The 20,243-nt window shown below is 71.3% G+C and carries 21 protein-coding genes and 1 tRNA gene; 8 read left to right on the forward strand and 14 right to left on the reverse strand.

What is annotated here, in order from left to right:
- Positions 1-72: 72 nt before the first annotated feature.
- The 5 genes from Dsi01nite_RS11290 to Dsi01nite_RS11310 all read right to left on the reverse strand — a co-directional run bounded on the left by Dsi01nite_RS11290 (position 73) and on the right by Dsi01nite_RS11310 (position 4,970).
- Complete coding sequence (locus Dsi01nite_RS11290; protein WP_203846044.1) at positions 73-1,320, reverse strand: ABC transporter substrate-binding protein; 1,248 nt, start codon at positions 1,318-1,320, stop codon at positions 73-75.
- Positions 1,321-1,352: 32 nt separating this feature from the next.
- Positions 1,353-2,720, reverse strand: coding sequence for a hypothetical protein (locus Dsi01nite_RS11295; RefSeq protein ID WP_203846045.1), 1,368 nt, complete (start codon positions 2,718-2,720; stop codon positions 1,353-1,355).
- Positions 2,721-2,820: 100 nt separating this feature from the next.
- A complete protein-coding gene (locus Dsi01nite_RS11300; RefSeq protein WP_203846046.1) occupies positions 2,821-3,087 on the reverse strand; it encodes a hypothetical protein in 267 nt (88 codons plus the stop codon).
- Positions 3,088-3,400: 313 nt separating this feature from the next.
- Entirely contained in the window at positions 3,401-4,129 is a 729-nt protein-coding gene (aroD, locus tag Dsi01nite_RS11305; protein WP_203846047.1) for a type I 3-dehydroquinate dehydratase, read from the reverse strand.
- Between the two features lie 76 nt (positions 4,130-4,205).
- Positions 4,206-4,970, reverse strand: coding sequence for an RNA ligase family protein (locus Dsi01nite_RS11310; RefSeq protein ID WP_239135828.1), 765 nt, complete (start codon positions 4,968-4,970; stop codon positions 4,206-4,208).
- Positions 4,971-5,058: 88 nt separating this feature from the next.
- Between Dsi01nite_RS11310 and Dsi01nite_RS11315 the strand changes: the two genes are divergently transcribed.
- A tRNA-Ser gene (locus tag Dsi01nite_RS11315) sits at positions 5,059-5,126 on the forward strand.
- Positions 5,127-5,229: 103 nt separating this feature from the next.
- The gene (locus tag Dsi01nite_RS11320) at positions 5,230-6,786 is read left to right on the forward strand and encodes a TROVE domain-containing protein (protein ID WP_203846048.1); all 1,557 of its coding nucleotides are present in this window, start codon (positions 5,230-5,232) and stop codon (positions 6,784-6,786) included.
- Positions 6,787-6,802: 16 nt separating this feature from the next.
- Here Dsi01nite_RS11320 and Dsi01nite_RS11325 read toward each other — a convergent pair whose 3' ends face one another.
- Together Dsi01nite_RS11325 and Dsi01nite_RS11330 are read right to left on the reverse strand one after the other, a co-directional pair.
- Positions 6,803-7,966, reverse strand: a complete 1,164-nt coding sequence (locus Dsi01nite_RS11325; RefSeq protein ID WP_203846049.1) for a class I SAM-dependent RNA methyltransferase — start codon at positions 7,964-7,966, stop codon at positions 6,803-6,805.
- Positions 7,963-9,972 (reverse strand): APC family permease, encoded by a 2,010-nt coding sequence (locus Dsi01nite_RS11330; protein ID WP_203846050.1) that lies wholly within the window; start codon positions 9,970-9,972, stop codon positions 7,963-7,965. Before Dsi01nite_RS11330 ends, Dsi01nite_RS11325 begins: the two co-directional genes overlap by 4 nt.
- A gap of 97 nt (positions 9,973-10,069) precedes the next feature.
- On the opposite strand from Dsi01nite_RS11330, the gene Dsi01nite_RS11335 reads away from it, so the two are divergent.
- Together Dsi01nite_RS11335 and Dsi01nite_RS11340 are read left to right on the forward strand one after the other, a co-directional pair.
- A complete protein-coding gene (locus tag Dsi01nite_RS11335; RefSeq protein ID WP_203846051.1) occupies positions 10,070-10,735 on the forward strand; it encodes a potassium channel family protein in 666 nt (221 codons plus the stop codon).
- Positions 10,732-11,442, forward strand: coding sequence for a potassium channel family protein (locus tag Dsi01nite_RS11340; RefSeq protein WP_203846121.1), 711 nt, complete (start codon positions 10,732-10,734; stop codon positions 11,440-11,442). Before Dsi01nite_RS11335 ends, Dsi01nite_RS11340 begins: the two co-directional genes overlap by 4 nt.
- A 274-nt stretch (positions 11,443-11,716) precedes the next feature.
- Here the strand turns inward: Dsi01nite_RS11340 and Dsi01nite_RS11345 are convergent, their stop codons facing one another.
- From Dsi01nite_RS11345 to dut, 4 genes are all read right to left on the reverse strand, one after another.
- A complete protein-coding gene (locus tag Dsi01nite_RS11345) occupies positions 11,717-12,418 on the reverse strand; it encodes a DUF3159 domain-containing protein (RefSeq protein WP_203846052.1) in 702 nt (233 codons plus the stop codon).
- Between the two features lie 6 nt (positions 12,419-12,424).
- Positions 12,425-12,832, reverse strand: coding sequence for an OB-fold nucleic acid binding domain-containing protein (locus Dsi01nite_RS11350; protein ID WP_203846053.1), 408 nt, complete (start codon positions 12,830-12,832; stop codon positions 12,425-12,427).
- 64 nt (positions 12,833-12,896) lie between these two features.
- The gene (locus Dsi01nite_RS11355; RefSeq protein ID WP_203846054.1) at positions 12,897-13,664 is read right to left on the reverse strand and encodes a DUF3710 domain-containing protein; all 768 of its coding nucleotides are present in this window, start codon (positions 13,662-13,664) and stop codon (positions 12,897-12,899) included.
- Positions 13,661-14,122: a dUTP diphosphatase gene (gene dut, locus Dsi01nite_RS11360; RefSeq protein WP_203846055.1), complete on the reverse strand. Its 462-nt coding sequence runs from the start codon at positions 14,120-14,122 to the stop codon at positions 13,661-13,663. The genes Dsi01nite_RS11355 and dut overlap by 4 nt, the downstream gene beginning before the upstream one ends.
- Positions 14,123-14,173: 51 nt before the next feature.
- Between dut and Dsi01nite_RS11365 the strand changes: the two genes are divergently transcribed.
- The gene (locus Dsi01nite_RS11365) at positions 14,174-14,623 is read left to right on the forward strand and encodes a DUF3093 domain-containing protein (RefSeq protein ID WP_203846056.1); all 450 of its coding nucleotides are present in this window, start codon (positions 14,174-14,176) and stop codon (positions 14,621-14,623) included.
- Here the strand turns inward: Dsi01nite_RS11365 and Dsi01nite_RS11370 are convergent.
- Both Dsi01nite_RS11370 and Dsi01nite_RS11375 read right to left on the reverse strand, forming a co-directional pair.
- The gene (locus Dsi01nite_RS11370; protein WP_239135829.1) at positions 14,610-15,440 is read right to left on the reverse strand and encodes a hypothetical protein; all 831 of its coding nucleotides are present in this window, start codon (positions 15,438-15,440) and stop codon (positions 14,610-14,612) included. The genes Dsi01nite_RS11365 and Dsi01nite_RS11370 overlap by 14 nt on opposite strands.
- A gap of 73 nt (positions 15,441-15,513) precedes the next feature.
- Entirely contained in the window at positions 15,514-15,810 is a 297-nt protein-coding gene (locus Dsi01nite_RS11375) for a DUF4193 domain-containing protein (RefSeq protein WP_203846057.1), read from the reverse strand.
- 359 nt (positions 15,811-16,169) lie between these two features.
- Here Dsi01nite_RS11375 and Dsi01nite_RS11380 point away from each other — a divergent pair, with 359 nt between their 5' ends.
- The gene (locus Dsi01nite_RS11380) at positions 16,170-16,706 is read left to right on the forward strand and encodes a LytR C-terminal domain-containing protein (RefSeq protein ID WP_203846058.1); all 537 of its coding nucleotides are present in this window, start codon (positions 16,170-16,172) and stop codon (positions 16,704-16,706) included.
- Positions 16,707-16,763: 57 nt separating this feature from the next.
- Here the strand turns inward: Dsi01nite_RS11380 and Dsi01nite_RS11385 are convergent, their stop codons facing one another.
- Positions 16,764-17,564, reverse strand: a complete 801-nt coding sequence (locus Dsi01nite_RS11385) for an inositol monophosphatase family protein (protein ID WP_203846059.1) — start codon at positions 17,562-17,564, stop codon at positions 16,764-16,766.
- A gap of 262 nt (positions 17,565-17,826) precedes the next feature.
- On the opposite strand from Dsi01nite_RS11385, the gene Dsi01nite_RS11390 reads away from it, so the two are divergent.
- Entirely contained in the window at positions 17,827-19,470 is a 1,644-nt protein-coding gene (locus Dsi01nite_RS11390) for an RNA polymerase sigma factor (protein ID WP_203846060.1), read from the forward strand.
- Between the two features lie 307 nt (positions 19,471-19,777).
- A complete protein-coding gene (locus Dsi01nite_RS11395; protein WP_203846061.1) occupies positions 19,778-20,011 on the forward strand; it encodes a DUF7455 domain-containing protein in 234 nt (77 codons plus the stop codon).
- Positions 20,012-20,243 lie beyond the last annotated feature (232 nt).

Here is a 20,243-nt window from a genome sequence, read left to right on the forward strand (position 1 = left end):
GCACTTCGGCCGGAAGAATCTTGACAGGTTCCACACATGCTCGTTACCTGGTCAGCGCTTCCAAGGCCGGCTTTATGCGCCGGCCGCCGCGGCGAACTTCATCGTGTCCCTGTCCTGCACGAACAGCGCCAGGGCCGCGTCGACCGCGGCGCTGCGCACGGTCCCGGCGACGACACCGTGGGTGAGCGAGCCCACCACCCGGGTCGCGCTGTCGGTCCACTCCGCGATCGCGAGCGCGAGATAGCCGGTGTACTTCGACTTGTCGGCGTCCAACCGCGCCGGGACGGACCCCTTCTGCGGGTTGAACGCGTCCTGCCCGCTGACCGAGCCGCACTCGATCAGCCACTGCTCGGCGGCCCGCCGGCGCGGCGCGCCCTTCGGCAGCGTGAACGAGTCGGACAGGAAGTCGTAGACCTTCTCCGAGCCGGGGCTCGCCGCGACCGAGTACCCCTCCTGGAAGACCAGGCCCTTGGTCCGCAGGTACGCGTCGGCCCAGTCGCCCATCACGTTGTACGCGGCGGTCCCGGCGACGACCTTGTCCAGCGCCGGCTGCCAGTCACCGGCGGCGGTGGCGATGTCGGACTGGTCGAGGACCTGCACGAACAGTGCCAGCGCCTGCTGGGTCGCGGCGGCCTTCCAGTCGGTCGCGCCGTTCCACAGCCCGGTGTACGCGTCCGCGCCCAGCTCGCCGAGCAGGACGCACTCGAGCAGGTGCTTCTGCGTCCATGCCGGCCCGATCGACAGCGGCAGGATCCCCGCGGTCCTCAGCGCCGCCGCCTGGGTCAGGAACTGCGCCCAGCTGGTCGGCGGGGTCAGCCCGCGGGCCTTGAGCAGCGCCGGGTTGTACCAGAGCAGGTTGGCCCGGTGGATGTTCACCGGCACCGAATAGATCTTGCCGTCGAACGTCAGCGCCTCCACGAGGCCCTTCGGCAGCCGCTCCCGCCAGTGCTGCTGGTCGTACAGGTACCGGATGTCCTCGACGTAGCCGGCCTCGATGTCGCTGTCGAGCTCGAGGCCGGCGTGCGCCTGGTACGAATCGGGCGGGTCGTCGTTCTCCAGCCGGGTCGCCAGGACGGTCCGGGCGATCGTCCCGGCCCCGCCCGCGACGGCGGCGTTGTCGAACTCGATGCCCGGGTTGCGCTGCCGGAAGTCCGCGACGAGCGCCTCCAGGCCTTCCTTCTCCCCGGGCCCGGCCCACCAGGAGAAGACCTCCACCTTGCCGACCTCGTCCCCGGCGGCCTCGTCCCCGGCGACCGAGCACGCGGACAGCCAGAGCGTCAGCCCGCCGGCGACGAGTAGGTTCCTCCGGCTTAATCCCACTTTTTCAGTATCTGTGCCGGGGGACGGCGGCGTCAGCGGTTCGGCGGCATCCAGTCCGAGCCGGACGCGTCCGGTCCCGCCTGCGGCGGCGGGGGCTGGTCGGGATACTGCGGCTGCGGGTACGTGGGCGCCAGGCCGGCCTCGTTCGCCAGGATCGCCGTGGTCGTCGGCTCGATCCGGGCCCGCAGGTCCGCGTAGGCGGTCAGCGTCAGCGGCGCGGTGAGCACCGCGGCGCCGCTGGACATCAACTGGGCCACGGCGGCGCCGATCACCACCGCGACGACGAAGCCGGCGCCGATGCCGCCGAACAGGCTCGACGAGTCCGGGTCGAACGTGGGCTGTCCCGGGACCGTCTGGATGATCAGGTTGATGATGTAGGCGACGACGCCGACGCCGATGCTGATCCCGCCGATCGTCGCGATCCGGGCGATCGACGCGCCCAGGTCCTGGTGGAAGAGCTTGAAGCAGCGGCTGATCGCCGACCCGCCCCGCTCGAAGGTCACCACGGCCGGCAGCAGCATGAACACCGCGACGAGGTAGATCGCCGGCAGGACGCACGCGCAGACGCCGAGCGCGATGATCAGCCCCGCCAGGAACTGCCAGCCGATCAGCGGAAACAGCCGCCGCCCCGCGAGCGCCAGCGCCGCACCGAGCCGCGGCCGCAACCCGGCCGCGACCGACACCGCGACGTGGTTGCACGCGATGTTCACCACCAACGCGACCACGATCGCCAGGAACGACCCGGCCAGCGTCAGGCCGAACACCTGGAAGAGCTTCCCGAGGTCCGGCATGACCGGCGCCCCGGTGTCGGGGTCGACGCCCGTGCCCATCGCGCCGAGTTCGCTGTCCAGCTTCAACGCCAGCAGCGCCTGCGGCGCGCCGACCGCCAGCGCCACCAGGAACCCGATGAACTGCAGCGCCACCAGGGGCTGCCAGGCCTGCCGGACGATCGCCAGGCTCCGCCGCCACCAGCCGGCGTAGTCGGGGCTGACCAGCGGGTCGTCCTCGCCGATCGCGCCGTGGAACATCCCGCCCGTCGGCATCGCCTGGTAGATCACGTACGGCTGCGACGGGTCGTACTGGACCGGATACGGCTGCGACTGGTCGTAGCCACCCGCCGGGTACTGCGGGCCCGGGTACTGCGGCGTGGGCTGGCCCGGGTACTGGGGCGTGGGCTGCCCTGGGTACTGCGGCGTGGGCTGCCCCGGGTACTGCGGATACCCGGGCTGCGGGACCTGAGCGGTCTCCCCGCCCGGGGGAACGGCCGGACGCACGACGGCGGGCGGGGCGGTCTCCTCCGGCGGCGCGGTCTCCCGCTGCTGCCCAGGATCCACCGGCGGCACCGGCTCGGACGGCTGGGCCGGGCCCGTTGACTCGTCGGGCCCCGGGGGCTGGGTCATGGTTCCTCCGTATCGCGGACCGCGGCTTGCGGCACGACACAGAAGATAGGGCCACGCGGCGCGAAACGCCGCCCCCACCGGTGGCGAACTTCCCGACCGGTCAGGTGACCATGCCGGAGTAGATGGTCGTCAGCACGAACCCCACGACCCACAGACCACCGCACCACCACGTGAACCGCACCTCGGCGGCCCGGTCCCCGGCGCGCAGGGCCTTCACCGCGATGAGGGCGGCCACCACCATCGCCGTGAGGCCGGCGATCCAGACGACCCACGCGCCCGGCGACCGCTCGACCTTCACCCCGTCGTCGTGCCCGAGGACCAGCCGGATGATCGGCACCAGGAACAGCACCGTGAACGCGATCGTCACCTGCGCCACGGTCCGCCGCACCGGCCGCCACTGATCCCGCCGCGGCCTGTCCTGCGAACCCCCCGCCGCCCCGGACGACGGCCCTGCGGACTCCCCGCCCGCCGGCTCAGCCCCGTGCGCCGGCTCAGCCCCGCCCGCCGGCTCAGCCCCGCCCGCCGGCTCAGCCCCGCCCGCCGGCTCGGCCCCACCCGCCGGCTCGGCGACATCCGCCGGCTCGGCCCCGTGCGGCGAGCCGGTCGGACCGGTCTCATCCGCCGGGCCACCCGGGCGGCCCGGCCTGGTGGGTTCGGTGGGTTCGGTGGGTTCGGTCGGGTCAGTCACCGGAACGCCGCCGCGCGAAGCGGGGTGAGAACAGCTCCAGCAGCCGCACCGTCTCCTCGAACGGCAGCTGCCCCGGCGCCGGTCGCCCGCCGATCGCCGAATACGTGATCCGCGAGCCCAGCACCGGCAGCATGAGCCGCGACGCGGCGCCCTCCGCGCCCATGGCGATGGCGATCACGCCGCGGTGCTGGTGCCGGAGGGTGAACTCGGTGAGGGTCCGCAGGTCGTCCGGGCCGTGCGCCATCGTGCTGACCTTGACGAGGTCGGCGCCGGCGGCGAAGCCCTCCTCAACGAGCGAGTCGAGATACGCCGCGGAGGGGGTGGCGGTGAAGTCGTGGTGCGACAGGATCACGAGCGTGCCGTGCGCGCGGGCGGCGGCGACGACCCCGGGCCGGATCTCGGCGGAGGCCAGCTCGACGTCGACCGCGTCGACCTCGGGCATGACCGCCTCGTAGAGCCGCATCCGCTCGGGCTCGTCCCCCGCCCAGTAGCCGCCCTCGTCCTTGGCGCGGACCGTCGCGAGGGTCGGCACGCCGGCGAACGGCCGGATCTGGCGCAGGGCGTGCTCGGGGCTCGTCGAGGCATACCAGTCGACGCGCAGCTCGGCGACGTCGACGCCGCGGTCCCGGACGAGCGCCGCGTCCCGCGCCGCGTCCTCGTCGCCGAAGCTGACCGCGACCAGCGGCACCTCATCGGCGAGCCGCTCCCGCAGCGTTGCCATCCAGCACTCCCCCCACGTCCCGATCAGACCGGCCAGGTCGACAGGGGGAGTCTACGTGCCGGGTACGACACCACTTTCACCGTCGGCGGCGCAGCGTCCGCTCGTAGTCCTGGAAGCGGGCCTTGGCGATCACCGACCGGTCCGGGGCGCGCAGGACGAGCCCCTCGGCACGCCCGGCGACACCGTCGAGCCCGACCAGCGTGGTCGGCAGCGACGAGGTCAGCAGCTCGTGCATCGCCGCGATCTCGGCAGGCAGCGAACCGCCGGGCCGGTGCCACACTCGCGGGGTGAGCTCCAGACCCGCCGCCGCGGCGAGGGTGACGAGCCCGTCCTCGGCCACCCACGGCCGGCCGCCAGACTCGCGCCACGCCGAGATCCGCGCGGGCGGCCAGGTCAGTGGTTCCTGCCAGTCGGCCACGTCGGCCACGTCGAACAGGCGCCAGCCGAAGCGCGCCGGGTCCCGGGTGTACTGCTTCGCCGCGCCGCCGACCTTGCCGCCGTACAGCTCCAGGTAGTACACGCGGATGCCGTCGCCGGTGGGCAACCGCGACGCGAGCGGCTTGAGCTGCTCGACGATGCCGAGCGCCGGGTTGCCGATGAGGTCGCCCTTCGCATACAGCAGTTCCTCCCGCGAGCCGATGAGGTAGGAGCCGTCGGGCAGCAGGACGATCCGGCTGTTGGTCCCGTCGACCTTCTCGGTCGCGATGACGCCGCCGGGAAAGACCGTCGCCGGGTCGGTCAGACCCCCGTCGCGGGGATCCAGCGTGTGGTACGTCGGGATCGAGGGGTACTTCGTCAGCGAGTTGAGCAGCCGCAGATCGACCGCGCGGACATCGAACATCGCCACATCATCCGCGCCGAAAATACCGGGCGGCACCCGGATATCCGCTGCTACGGTTCCCGGCACACGATGTCCCGCCGTGGTGACCCGGTGCGTAGACGCCGGATACTTCGACTGCTAATCGAGAGGTCGCAGGTTCGACTCCTGCCGTCCCGGCTCAACGGGACGTAGCTCAGCGGACAGAGCACTTTGTGCCGGCGCCGCCTTGATCTCGGGTCACCACGACGGGACATCGCTGTCTTCAAAGAAGGTGATCCCGATGGCGAAGTTCAACCAGAAGACCAGGACCAGGACCAAGACCGACATCACGCCGGACGGGGTCACCCACCAGGGCGGCCCGGGCTACTCGCGGGACCTGAAGTCGGAGCTGTTCCTCCTCGCGGTGACCAACATGGTCGGCGAGCAGACGTTCTACGAGCCGGCCGGCGACCGCGACGGGCGCTACCGCGAGCTGATCGCCGCCGCCGCCGTCAAGCACCCGCAGTGGACCGTGCGGTTCCTGCGCTGGCTGCGCGGTGGCGCCAACCTGCGCACCGCGTCGCTGGTCGGCGCCGCCGAGTATGTCCGCGCCCGGCTGGCCGCCGGCCTGGTCAACGGCACCGGCGAGCACCGCCGGGTGGTCGCCGACGTGCTGCAGCGCGCCGACGAGCCGGGTGAGCTGCTCGCGTACTGGACGTCGCGCTACGGCCGGGCCGTGCCGAAGCCGGTGAAGCGGGGGGTCGCCGACGCGGCCGCGCGCCTGTACACCGAGCGCAACCTGCTCAAGTACGACACCGCGAGCCACCCGTTCCGGTTCGGTGACGTGCTCGACCTGACCCACCCGGCCCCGGCCGGCCCGTGGCAGGGCGACCTGTTCACGTTCGCGCTCGACCGCCGGCACAACCGGCCCGAGCCGCGCGTGGCCGGGTCGCTGACGACGGTCGCCGCCAACGCGGCGCTGCGGGCCGACGCGGCGGAGGACCCGGCGGTCCTGCTCGACCCCGAACGGCTCAGCGCGGCCGGCATGACCTGGGAGGACGCGCTGTCCCTGGGAGGCTCCCGGCTGCCCAAGGACCGCCTGTGGGAGGCGATGATCCCGTCGATGGGGTACATGGCAAAATTGCGCAACCTTCGGAACTTCGACCAGGCGGGCGTGTCCGACGAGGTCGCCGCGACGGTCGCCGCGCAGCTGGCGGACCCGGCCGAGGTGGCCCGGTCGCGGCAGCTGCCGATGCGGTTCCTGTCGGCATACCGGGCGGCGCCGTCGCTGCGGTGGGCCTGGGCCCTCGAGCAGGCGCTGAACCTGAGCCTGGCGAGCATCCCGGAGGTGCCGGGCAGCACGCTGATCCTCATCGACACGTCGGGTTCGATGCACTCGGCGTTCTCCAAGGACGGCACCCTCATGCGCTGGGACGCGGCGGTGATCTTCGGGTTGGCGCTGGCGCTGCGGTGCGAGCGGGCGAAGGTCGTGTCGTTCTCGACCCGGACCACGGTGTTCCCGGTCGAGCCGGGCGAGTCGCTGCTGCGCGGGATCGACCGGTTCAAGGCGAAGGGGCACTTCCACAACGGCGGCACGAACACGGCGTCGGCGGTGCGGGCGCACTTCCGCGGGCAGGATCGCGTGGTGATCCTGACCGACGAGCAGGCCTCCTACGACGGCAACGTGTCCACGTCGGTGCCCGACACGGTGCCGCTGTTCACCTGGAACCTGGCCGGGTACCGGATGGGCCACACCCCGCAGACCCGCAACCGCTGGACGTTCGGCGGCCTCACGGACGCCGGGTTCGGCATGATCGGGCTGCTCGAAGCGGGCGACCGCAGCATGTGGCCGTTCTAAACCCCTCCAAACCCGTCTAAACCCGTTCGAACAGGCCGATGGTCTCGAAGTGCTGGGTCATCGGGAAGCTGTCGAACGCACGGATGTGTGACAGCGAGTAGCCGAGGTTGATGAGAAAACCCGTGTCCCGGGCGAACGCGGCCGGGTCGCACGCGACGTACGCGATGGCGCGCGGCGACCTGGCCGCGATCGACGACACCACCTCGCGGCCGGCCCCGGCCCGCGGCGGGTCGAGCACGACCAGGTCGACGCTGCGCCAGCGCGGGTTGGCCAGGGCGAGCGCCACGTCGTCGTTGACGAAGCGGACGTCGGGCAGGTCGCGCAGCGCCCTACGGCCCGCGGCGACGGCCCGGCGGTCGCCCTCCACGACGGTGACCGGCCCGCAGTGCGGTGCGAGGGTGGCCGCGAAGAGCCCGACGCCGCCATACAGGTCCCAGGCCCGCTCCCCCGCCGCCGGGCGCAGCATCTCCAGCACCGTGCCGGTGAAGGCGGCGACGGCGTGCGGGTGGACCTGCCAGAAGCCGCCGGCGTCGACGCTCCACTCGTGGTCGGCGGCGACCTCGCGGACCCGGACGGGCGGTCCGGTGAGCCGGCCGCTGCGGGCGGCCCGGGTCAACACCGCGGTCTCCCCGCCGGACGCGGCGACCGCCTCGACGGTCGAGCCGGCCGGCCACCGCTCGGTGGTCACCGGCAGCGCCTGGATCGCCGGATGCGCGATCCGGCACCGGTCGACGGGGACGATCTCGCCGGAGCGGTGGCGGTGGAACCCGGCCCGCCCGTCGTCGTCCACGGCGTACTGCACCCGGGTGCGCCAGCCGAGCGGCCCGCCCGGCAGGGGCTCCACCTGCACCGACGCCGAAAACGCCGCCAACCGGGCCAGCTGCTCGGCAAGGACCTGGGACTTCAGCCGTCGCTGGGCGGCGGGGTCGACGTGCTGCCAGTCGCAGCCGCCGCAGGCGCCGGGGCCGGAGAACGGGCATGGCGGGATGACCCGGTCCGGCGACGGCAGCAGGATCTCGACCGCGTCGGCGCGCAGGTAGCCCTTGCGTTCCTCGGTGATCCGGGCGAGGACCCGCTCCCCCGGCAGCGCGTGCCGGACGAAGATCACCCGCCCGTCGTGCCGCGCCACGCAGTGCCCACCGTGCGCGACGGCGCCGACTTCGAGCTCGAGCAGGCTCATTCTGCCGGTGTTTCGGGGGTACGGCGTGGGCCGCGCTGAGGTCCACGGGTGAACGCGGCGTCGAGCTTGGCGATGTCGACGTCGTCGATGGAGCTGAGCTGCCACGGGACGCTGGTGACCATGACCCCCGGCTCGAACAGCAGCCGGCCCTTGAGCCGCAGCGCGCTCTGGTTGTGCAGCAGGTGCTCCCACCAGCGCCCGACCACGTATTCGGGGATGAAGACGGTGACCACGTCCCGGGGCGAGTCGCGCCGTTTCGACCGGACGAAGTCCAGGATCGGGCGGGTGATCTCGCGGTACGGGCTGTCCACGACCGTCAGCGGTGCCGGGATTCCCCGCCGCTCCCACTCCGCCTGCAGGTTGCGGGTGTCGTGGTCGTCGACGTTGACGGTCAGCGCGGTCAGCGAGTCGGGCCGGGTGGCCTGCGCGTAGGCCACGGCCCGCAGCGTCGGGCGGTGCACCTTGCTGACCAGGACGACGGCGTGGTTGCGCGACGGCAGGACGGGCCGGTCCTCCGACGGGGTCAGCTCGCGGGCGACCGTGTCGTAGTGCTTCTTGATGCCGACCATCAGGAAGTAGATGACGATCATCGCGATGATGGCGATGTACGCGCCGAGCAGGAACTTCGTGATGAGCACGACGACGAGCACGGCGCTGGTCATGCTCAGGCCGATGATGTTGATCGTCCTGGACCGGATCATCCGGGCCCGGGTGCCCTTGTCGCGGACGGTGCGCAGCAGCCGGTTCCAGTGCCGGATCATGCCGGCCTGCGACAGCGTGAACGACACGAACACACCCACGATGTAGAGCTGGATGAGCCGGGTCACCTCGCCGTTGAAGCCGACGATGAGGATCATCGCGGCCAGGGCCAGCAGGATGATGCCGTTGGAGAACGCCAGCCGGTCGCCGCGGGTGTGCAGCTGGCGGGGCAGGTAGCGGTCCTGGGCGAGGATCGAGCCGAGGACCGGGAAGCCGTTGAACGCGGTGTTGGCGGCGAGGAACAGGATCAGCGCGGTGATCACGGCGACGACGTACAGCATGATCGAGCCGCTGCCGAAGACGGTCTCGCCGAGCTGCGTGGTGACCGTCTTCTGCACGTAGTTGGCCGGGCCGGCGACGATCTGCCGGGTCGGGTCCTCCACGTACTGCAGGCCGGTCTTGCGGGCCAGCAGGATGATGCCGAGCAGCATGGTGATCGAGATCGAGCCGAGCAGCAGCAGCGTGGTCGCCGCGTTCTTGCTCTTCGGCTCCTTGAACGCGGGCACGCCGTTGGAGATCGCCTCGACGCCGGTGAGGGCGGCGCAGCCGGAGGAGAACGTGCGCAGCAGCAGGAACGCCATCGCCCAGGCGTTGAGGTGGGCCTGTTCGGCCTCGATGTGCAGCCCGGCGCTCGGGGCGCGCAGGTCGTCGCCCAGGATGAAGATCTTGAAGAAGCCCGTGAGGATCATGCCGATCATCACGATCATGAAGCCGTACGTCGGGATCGCGAAGGCGCTGCCGGACTCGCGGATGCCGCGCAGGTTCAGCGCCGTCAGGATGGCGATCGCGATGATCGCGATGGCGACCTTGTGGGTGGCGACCCACGGCACGACCGAGCCGAGGTTCGCCACGCCGGACGCGGTCGACACGGCGACCGTCAGCACGTAGTCCACGAGCAGCGCGCTGGCCACCGCGACGCCGAACCGCGGCCCGAGATTGACCGAGGCCACCTCGTAGTCGCCGCCGCCGGACGGATACGCGTGCACGTTCTGCCGGTAGCTCGCGACGACCGTGAGCATCACCACAGCGACGGCCAGACCGACCCACGGGGACACCAGCAGCGAGCTGGCACCCGCGATCGACAGGGTCAGCAGGATCTCGTCGGGGGCGTAGGCGACCGACGACAGCGCGTCGGAGGCGAACACGGGAAGGGCGATGCGCTTGGGGAGCAGCGTGTGTTTCAGCCGGTCCGAGCGGAACGGTCGGCCCAGGAGCAGCCGCTTCATCAGGGAGGTGGGACTGGCCACGACCGCTAAGCGTACGGGTCGCGCGCCTGCCGGATGCACCGGTCCGCTCCGCGCATGGCATCCTCAACACGAGTGCCGCACACATCGGAGGCGTTTCGTGCACGTGGTGATCATGGGGTGCGGGCGGGTGGGTTCGACCCTCGCGCTGAGCCTCGAACAGCGCGGACACTCGGTCGCGGTGATCGACTCCGACGCCGACGCCTTCCGCCGCCTGGGCGGCGACTTCACCGGCGCGACCGTCACCGGCGTCGGCTTCGACCGTGACGTGCTGCTCTCCGCGGGCATCGAGCGCGCCGACGCCTTCGCCGCCGTGTCCTCCGGCGACAACTCGAACATCATCTCCGCCCGGGTCGCCCGCGAGACGTTCGGCGTCGAGCGAGTCGTCGCCCGCATCTACGACCCGAAACGCGCCGAGGTGTACGAGCGACTGGGCATCCCCACCGTCGCCACCGTCCGCTGGACCGCCGACCGCATGCTGCGCCACCTGGTCCCGGAGGGCAACGTCGAGGTCTGGCGCGACCCGACCAGCACGGTCTCCATCATGGAGATCCCGATGCACCCCGACTGGATCGGCCACTCCGTCGGCGACCTGGAGGCCCGCAGCGGCACCCGGCTGGCCTACCTGATGCGCTTCGGCCTGGCCATGCTCCCCACCGCGTCGACCGTGATCCAGGACGGCGACCTCGCCTTCATGCTCGTCACCGACGAGATGGTCGCCTCCGTGACGAAAATCACCGGCTCCGCTCCCGAAGGGGGACACTGATCATGCGGATCGCCATCGCCGGTGCCGGCAACGTGGGCCGCTCCATCGCCACCGAGCTCGTCGACAACGGCCACCAGGTCATGCTCATCGAGCGCGTCCCCCGCATGGTCCGCCCCGAGCGCGTCCCCGCCGCCGAGTGGATCCTGGCCGACGCCTGCGAGCTGTCCTCCCTGCAGGAGGCCGACCTGGCCTCCTGCGACGTGGTCGTCGCGGCCACCGGCGACGACAAGGTCAACCTGGTCGTGTCGCTGCTGGCGAAGACCGAGTTCGCGGTGCCGCGGGTGGTCGCCCGCATCAACCGCGCCGAGAACGAGTGGCTCTTCAACGAGCAGTGGGGCGTCGACGTCTCCGTCAGCAAGCCCCGTCTCATGGCCGCCCTCGTCGAGGAGGCCGTCTCCGTCGGCGACCTGGTCCGGCTGATGACGTTCCGCCAGTCCGAGGCGAACCTGGTGGAGATCACGCTGCCCGAGGGCGCGCCGTATGTCGGCCACCCGGTGCGCGAGGTGCCGTTGCCGCACGACTCGGCGCTGGTCGCCATCCTGCGCGGCAAGCGCGTCCTCGTCCCGACCCCCGACGACCCCCTCGAAGTCGGCGACGAGCTGGTGTTCGTGGTCACGGCGGCGATGGAGGACTCGGTCCGTGCCGTGGTGCTGGGCGCGGACTCGGTCGAGAACACCCGCAAGAAGCGCGGCCCGCAGTTCTTCTAGCTCCGTGATCCGGAAGACCTCGTGCATCCCTGGGTGCACGAGCTTTACCGGATCATGAGAAACGGCGGATTCGGTCCGCTTGTTCACGACCGTCAGGTCGTGTCGCTGCCGTCAGCGGCCGCGGCCTGTCGCGGCCGCCGGCCGCGTCCGCGCAAGTGTCCGCGGAGTCGGCAGGGAAGGCCGTCCACGGCCTGACCGGTGGCTGACGGGAGCGGCGGGCCTTGCGCACGACGGACCGGAGTCATGCACTGCCCGGTCCGCAGGAGCGCAGGGGTCAGTCGGCCGGGCGGGCGACCTCGGCACTCGCCGGCGCCGGCTCGGTGGCGCGGATGATGCGGCGGGCCTGCCAGACCGTCAGGGCGGCCAGCAGCGCATACGGCGGCCAGCCGAGGGCCAGCCTGACCACACCGAGCAGGTTGGCGTCGTCCTCCTGGTAGATCTGGATCTGGACGCCGAGCTTCGCCAGGTAGACGACCGCCCACAGGACGGTGAGCCAGGCGAAGGCGCGCAGCAGGCGCGGGTTGTCGCGCCAGCGGGTCTCGCCCTTGTCGAGCATGACGGACCAGAGCCACCCGACCAGCGGGCGGCGGAACGCGACCGACGCGAGCATGCCGACCGCGTAGCCGCCGGTGAGGATCATGCCCGGCAGGTAGATGTCCTTGGCGTCGCCGCTCTTCCACGCCAGGTAGGCGCCGATCGCGATGCCGAACACGCCGTTGATGGCGTGGCGGATCGACTCGCGGCGGCTCAGCCGGTAGGCGGCCATCGACAGCGCCGCACCGACCGCCACGATGAGCGACGTGCGCAGCGACCACCAGTGGAAGCGGTCGCCCAGGAAGTTGACCACGATGAAGAGCGTGATCGGGATACTCGACTCGATGAGGCCGCGCACCCCGCCCAGCTGCTCGGACATCTGCACCGAGAAGGGCGGAAGTGGCGCCTCTTCGTCGGTGTCCGCGGTCTTACCTGGCTGCATCCGGCCTCACCTGGGTGTATCGAGCTCGTAGTACGGGTTGTAGAGCACCTTACGGCCGTCACGGACCGCGATGCGCCCCTTCGCCGTGATCGCTCGACCGGGCTCGATGCCGGCGATGTGCCGGCGACCCAGGAAGACCAGGGTGACGAGGTCGCTGCCGTCGAACAGCTCCGCCTCGAGGGTGGGCAGGTTGGTGCGCGGCGTATAGACCACCGTGCGTAGCCGACCCTTCAGGCTGACGACCTGACCGCGACGGCAGGCGAGCGCTGGCATGCTGCCGCACTGCTTGGCGTCACGTTGCAGTTCTTCGGCGTCGAGCTCCGCCTCGCTGGCGGTCAGGCGACGGAAGAACTTCCGCAGCCCTCGCGCCTGCTCGGCAGACGTATCGACGTCTTTCTCACTGTCCGTGGTCATGATGTCGGTGCCACCCTCCTCGGCCAGACATGACACCTCACTACGACGGTACAGCTCATGGTGGCTATTTGCGCCGCGGCCTCGGTGACGGCTTTCGGCGCTCCGCCCCATCGGCACCGTCGGCACCGTTCGCCGCGTCCTTCAGCTGGACCTCGGAGCTGCCGTCGGCGGCGGTCGCCTCGGCGACCTCCTTCGGCAGGTGCAGCGGGAGGGGCTCGCGGACCGGCATCGCCTCGTGTCCCCGGTCGACGACCAGGTTGCGCAGGCAGGCCAGCAGGGGCGGCGCGGCGTCGGGGTCGATCGCGGCCGGCCCCTGGAAGACGGCGCGGACCAGCCAGCGCGGGCCGTCGATGCCGACGAACCGGATGTCGGTCAGGCCGTCGGGGGTGCGGACCCGGGCGCGCAGCTCGACACCCCACTCGCCCTCGGCGTCCTCGGCCGCGACGCCGTCGGTGAACAGCTGCTTGCGGATCTCGGCCCGGACCTCGTCCCAGATGCCCTCGCTGCGGGGCGCGGCGAAGACGCCGAGCTGCAGCGCGCTGTCGTTGTGGACGAGCACGATCTGCTGGATCTTGCCCTCGTTGTCGGCCTGGACGCGGACCTCCACGTCGTCGACCGCGGGCACCTTGAGCGCACCCAGGTCGAGCTGCGGGATGCCGGCGGGCGCCTCGGTGACGTCATACGGGCCTTCGGGCCGGTCCGCCTTGGGCGGCCCGGTCTCCTCGAGCTCGTCGTCGACGAGGCCCAGCTCCTCCTCGAGCCGACGGGCGCCGCTCGCGCGGGTGTCGTCCTTCGCGTGCCGCCCGCTCCCGCTCTTGCGCGAGAAGATCACTGCTCTGCCTCCAGTTCAGCATGACCACCGGTGGATCCGTGACCCCCGGCTCCGCGCACAGTATCGGGAAGGTGGTCGACGCCGTGGAAGTGTGCCCGCTCCACGCGCTGGACCACAAGCTGGGCAATCCGGTCACCCCGGCTGATTTTGGCCGTGATCACCCGATCGTGATTGACCAGGTTCACCAGGATCTCCCCGCGGTACCCCGCGTCGATGGTGCCCGGCGCGTTGAGCACCGTCACACCGAGCCGGTGCGCGAGACCCGACCGCGGGTGGACCAGACCGACGTAGCCCTCCGGCAGCGCGATCGCGATCCCCGTGGGGACCAGCGCCCGCTCGCCCGGGGCGATGTCGACGTCCCGGGCCGCGACCAGGTCGGCGCCCGCGTCGCCCGGGTGCGCGTACGCCGGCAGCGGCAGCTCGGGGTCGAGCCGCCGGACGTGAACCTCCACCGTCATGCCTCCATCCTGCCGGGTGCCCGTAGGCGCCGGACACGTACCCTCGCACACGTGGCACAGCCGACCTCGTACCGTGAGCGCCTCACCGTCGCCTGGTGGCTCTGGCTGCCCGCGGCCGCGATCGCCGGACTCCTCGCCGCCGAGGTCAGGCTCGGCGCGCCCGGCCTGGCGACCTGGATCCCCTACCTGGTGCTGCTGCCCTTGGCCACCGTCGGGCTGTGGTGGCTGGGACGCATCCGCGTCGAGGTGTCCAACGGCGAGCTACGGGTCGACGACGCGCACATCCCGCTGCGATACGTCGGTGAGGTGACGGCGCTGTCCGCCGCGGACAAGCGTGACCTGCTCGGGCCGTACGCGGATCCGGAGGCGTTCGTCATCCAGCGGCCGTGGATCGCCGGCGCGGTCCGCATCGACGTGGCCGACGACGCCGACCCCACGCCGTACTGGCTGATCAGCACCCGGCACCCGGAGCGGCTCGCGGCCGCGCTCAGCCCTCGATGATCTTCTGACCGGGCTGCAGGTCCTTGCGGATCTCGGCGCCGAGCGCCATCGTGGCCCGGCGGTTGAGGAACCCGCCGACGGCGGCACCGGTCAGCAGCGGTCCCAGGGTGCTCAGGTTGCGCCCGAACCGCTTGAGCAGCCGGTCCCGCAGCTCCTTGCGCATCGCGGTGCCCATGGCCGCCGCGACGCTGCCGCCGACCCGCAGCGGGTTGATCCCGCGGCGCTCGGCCCACGCCTGGATCAGGGCCGCGGCGCGCTGGGCGCCGGTGCCCTCCACCGGGCGGCCGTAGACGGCATGCAACTCGCCGATCAGCTTCATCTCCACCGCGACCACGGCGACCGTCTCGGCGGCCAGCAGGACCGGGGCGGACAGCAGGCTCGGGGTCACGGCCCACTCGACGGCGGCGACACCGCCACCCGCGGCGCCGATGCCCGCGGTGACCCGGGCCGCGTTGCGGATGAGCCGCTCCGCGAGCGCGTCGCCCTCGAGGCCGCCGTGGTGCTCGATCAGCGTGTCGAGATCACGCACCGGGATGTGCGGTGCGACGCTCGTCACGGAATCGGTGATCCAGTTGAGCGCCTTCTTGGGCCGGAACAGGTCCTTGATGCCCCGCTCGCGGATCTCCAGGCGCACCAGGCGGCCGAGCAGGCGTCGGCGCTCCTTCGGCTCGACGCCCTCGTCGGTCAGCGCCGCCACCGCGGAGGACAGCTCGGCCTCGTCCACGGCATCGGCATTCCCCGCGCCGGTGCTGTCGGCACCGGCGTATGCGGCACCGGTCACGGGCTGGTTCTCGGCGAGCTCGTCGGGCTGGGCCATCGTCTACCTCCGAGGGTGTGAAACGGTGCCGCCTAAGACTCAAGCACGCCTGTGCCCGATCCGCGTGATCAACTCACACGCACTCCCGGCAGATCAGCTCCCCGTTGCGCTCGGCGGCGAGCTGGCTGCGGTGGTGCACCAGGAAGCAGCGCGAGCAGCGGAACTCGTCGGCCTGCATCGGCAGGACCTTGACCGTCATGTCCTCGTCGGCGAGGTCCGCGCCGGGGAGCTCGAAGGTCTCGCCCAGATCGGTCTCGTCGACGTCGACGATCGCCGACTGCGCATCGGTCCTGCGGGACTTCAGCTCCTCGAGGCTGTCCTCCCCGAGGTCGACCTCGTCGCGACGCGGCGCGTCGTAGTCGGTGGCCATCGGTGTTCACACTCCCAATTCATTCGCCCATAGGTGTTGCGCCCGGTGTAACGTCCAACGGGCGGCGTACCTTACCGCTCTCGTGCGTTTGTTGTACGCCCACTCGCGGAAACTTGTTCCCAATGTGACCCAGGCGACACAACACCGTCCGAGCAATCCGGCCCGCCCGGGACGCGGCGGATGCGACCTTACCGCCACACGGCCATTTCCGTGGGGAGTCGAACCGCAACGGCGAGTAGGAACTTTGCGGTATCCCCGGTGGGGACTTCAACATGAATCCCCGACAGGCGCTAACCTTCCCCGCAGCCAGAGCGTCTATCTGGTGACGGAGTCGCTTTGGGCCGGGGAGAACCACTGCCATGAGTTTTGCGCGGGTGAGGGCGCTGGCCCTGGTTGGGCTGCTTGTCGCCACCGCGGCGGTGTTCGTGACCATCGCCTTGATCAAGGACCGCCAGACCGGTCCCGTGAAGGCCAATGAGTGCGCTCAGGACGCCGTGATCGTCAACGACACGTTGCCTGAGGAGAAGCAGGTCAATCTCAACGTGTTCAACGCGACCAGCACCCCCGGTCTGGCCGGCGAGATCACCAACGACTTCGCCAGCCGCGGGTTCAAGGCCACGGTGCAGAACGCCGCACCCAACCCGCCGGTGAAGAAGCCCGAGACGAAGGTCGCGGTCATCCGGTTCGGGCCGAAGGCCGTCGGTGCCGCGTGGCTGGTGCGGGCGTACTTCCTGAACAAGTCCGAGGACGAGTTCGACAAGAACCGGCAGGACGACAAGGTCGACGTCATCCTGGGCGCGAAGTTCCAGCAGCTGCCGACGGTGACCGAGGTCAAGCAGTCGATCGGCGCCCTGGGCAACCCCGAGCTGCCCGAGGGCACCTGCGCCGCGGCCTAGGTCGCCGTCGGAAGCCTCGGTCCCCGTCAGGGGCCCTGGGCGGCGGCATCGCGCCCGTCAGGGGCCCTTGTCGGCGTCGAGCTCGACCAGGCGGTCGTGCAGGCCCTTGTGCAGGGCCGGCGGGGCCGCCACCACCATGTCCTGGCCCGGCGCGGCACCGGACAGGCCGGTCACCAGCAGGCCCGCCTCCACCGCGACCAGGCCACCTGCGGCATGGTCCCAGGCGTTGAGGCCCTTCTCGTAGTACGCGTCCAGGCTGCCCTCGGCGGCCAGGCACAGGTCGATCGCCGCGGCGCCGAGGCGACGCACGTCGCGGATCTCGCCGATCAGACCCGCCAGCACGGTGGCCTGGTGCAGGCGGCGGTCGGCGGCGTACCCGAAGCCGGTGCCGACCAGCGCCTGACGCAGGTCGGTCTGACCGGAGCCCGACAGCCGCCGCCCGTCGGCGAACGCCCCGCCACCGCGCACCGCCGTCCACTCCTTGCCGGTCGCGGCGTTGATGACCACTCCGGCGACCACCGCGCCGTCGACCTCGGCGGCCAGGGACACGGCGTACTGCGGCAGGTCGTACAGGTAGTTCACGGTGCCGTCGATCGGGTCGAGGATCCAGCGGACCTCGTGCCCCCCGCCCGCTTCGGTGCCGAACTCCTCCCCCAGCACCGCGTCACCGGGCCGCGCGGCGCGGATCGCCTCCCGGACCTGCCGCTCGACCGCCCGGTCCGCGGCCGTGACCACGTCGGTGAGCGTCGACTTCGTCGCCACGGGGTCGACGCCGGCGGCCCGCATGGCCCGCGCGAGCGCCGCCGCCTCCCGGGCGATGGACACCGCGAGGCCCAGCAATTCGTGTTCCCGATCCATGCAACCATCCTGTCAGGACCGGGTTTTGCCCATCCGTTCGGTCACAACGTGGGGTCTGGAGCGCGGGTCGGGCCTACAAGGCGGGATGTTGGGGCGAGAGAGCGTTACAATTCACGCGCTGCCCGCTGTCGCTCGTGAATCCGCCCCGGACGCACGGCACACGGGCGCCACCAAAAGCACCCAGGCCCACTCAGCACGGCCGCGCCGTGCGCGACTTCGGCCGCACCGGCCGTCGCTCGCTCATCGCACCGGAAGGTCGTTCGTGACAGCAGCTCACCAGCCCAGCGTCGACGTACGCTCGCTCGCCGACTCGCTGATCGCGCGTGCGGCCGCCAATGGCGGCCACGTCACGTCGGCGGAGGTCGCGCAGGCGGTCGACACCGCAGATGTGACCCCCGCACACGCCAAGAAGCTGCTCAGGAGTCTCACCGAGGCGGGCGTCACCATCGTCGTCGACGACTCCGCCAACGGGCGGCGCCGGGTCGCGGCGGCACGTTCCGCGACCCCCGCGTCCAAGGCGGCCACCGCCAAGGCCGCACCGGCGCGTAAGGCGCCGGCCGCCAAGCCGCTGACAGCCGTCGAGTCCGCATCGGATTCGGGGGTGGAGAGGGCGCCCGTGAAGAAGGCACCGACACCAGCAGCTCCCGCCAAGAAGGCCGCCCCGGCCGCCGCCGCGCCCGCGGCCGCTCCGGCGAAGAAGGCCGCCGGTCCGGCGAAGAAGGCCGCCGGCCCCGCCAAGAAGGCCGCCCCCGGCGAAGCCGCCGACCCGGCCGCCCCGAAGGCCGCCGGCGACGAGCCGGAGCTCGAGGAGATCGACGACGCCGCGCTCGTGGCCGAGATCGAGGACGTCGTCGCCGAGGAGCCGGTCGAGGTCGTCAAGGCCGTCGAGGCCGACGCCGAGGCCACCGCGACCGACGACGACTTCGCGTGGGACGACGAGGAGTCCGAGGCGCTCAAGCAGGCCCGCCGCGACGCGGAGCTGACGGCGTCCGCCGACTCGGTGCGCGCCTACCTCAAGCAGATCGGCAAGGTCCCCCTGCTCAACGCGGAGCAGGAGGTCGAGCTGGCCAAGCGGATCGAGGCCGGGCTCTACGCCGCAGAGCGGCTGCGGGCCGCCGAGGACGCCGGCGAGCCGATGGTCATGCCGGCCAGCCGCGACTTCATGTGGATCTCCCGCGATGGCGAGCGGGCCAAGAACCACCTGCTGGAGGCCAACCTCCGGCTCGTCGTCTCCCTCGCCAAGCGCTACACGGGCCGCGGCATGGCGTTCCTGGACCTCATCCAGGAGGGCAACCTCGGTCTCATCCGCGCCGTCGAGAAGTTCGACTACACCAAGGGCTACAAGTTCTCCACCTACGCGACCTGGTGGATCCGGCAGGCCATCACCCGCGCCATGGCCGACCAGGCCCGCACCATCCGCATCCCGGTGCACATGGTCGAAGTGATCAACAAGCTCGGCCGCATCCAGCGCGAGCTGCTCCAGGACCTGGGCCGCGAGCCCACCCCGGAGGAGCTGGCCAAGGAGATGGACATCACGCCGGAGAAGGTGCTGGAGATCCAGCAGTATGCGCGTGAGCCCATCTCGCTCGACCAGACCATCGGCGACGAGGGCGACAGCCAGCTCGGTGACTTCATCGAGGACTCCGAGGCGGTCGTCGCGGTCGACGCGGTGTCGTTCTCGCTCCTGCAGGACCAGCTCCAGCAGGTCCTGCAGACGCTCTCCGAGCGCGAGGCGGGCGTCGTGCGGCTGCGGTTCGGCCTCACCGACGGCCAGCCGCGCACCCTCGACGAGATCGGCCAGGTCTACGGCGTGACCCGCGAGCGGATCCGCCAGATCGAGTCGAAGACGATGTCGAAGCTGCGCCACCCGTCGCGTTCGCAGGTCCTGCGCGACTACTTGGACTGAGCCACTGACTGATCCTCGCATTCCGCTCTGCGCGAACCCGGGCTGTCCCTTTTGGGCCGGCCCGGGTGTGTTTCCGGTCACCGAGGGCATGAGGGAGGGGTGCCGCCGCCCCAACCCACTTGTGATCGCCGCCGAGGCGCGATAGGAAGCACGTAGCGGGTGTTGCGATTCGGCTCCCGCAGCGCACGACGGAAATGTGACATCGGTCCCCCCCACCAGGCGGGAACGATGTCAGGCAAGTCGGTGTTGAACCATCTGTGAACGACGCAAGGAAGCGTTCGTCGGTGACGATCAGAGGAGGAAGGCGATGACCCCGACCCTCACGCCGCCGCCGGAGACGGCAGCGCCCCCAGCCGCCGAGGAACGGTGCGACCGCTGCAGCGCGGCAGGCAAACTACGAGTTCGGCTCGCCGAAGGTGGCGATCTGATCTTCTGTGGACATCACGCAAACAAGTACGCCGACCACCTGGTCAAGATCGCGGTGGAGGTGGCAGTCGCCCCGGACTTCACGTGGCGAGGCACCGAGATCACGACCAGCTGACCAATACCCGTGCCCGTAGGGCGTCCCGGCTTCCGGGGCGCCCTACGGCCGTTTCCGACCCCTGAGCCCCGGCCCACGCCGCACCGTGCCCCATCCCGGCACCCCACGCCACCCCGGCACCCCCACGCCGCCGTCCGGGCCACCGCGCCTCACGCCCCATGCCGGCCAGGCCACCGCACCCCACGCCATGCCGGCCAGGCCACCGCATCCTCGCCCCAAATGCCCGCTTCGC

This window comes from Dactylosporangium siamense (genome assembly GCF_016862795.1).
GTDB lineage: Bacteria > Actinomycetota > Actinomycetes > Mycobacteriales > Micromonosporaceae > Dactylosporangium > Dactylosporangium siamense.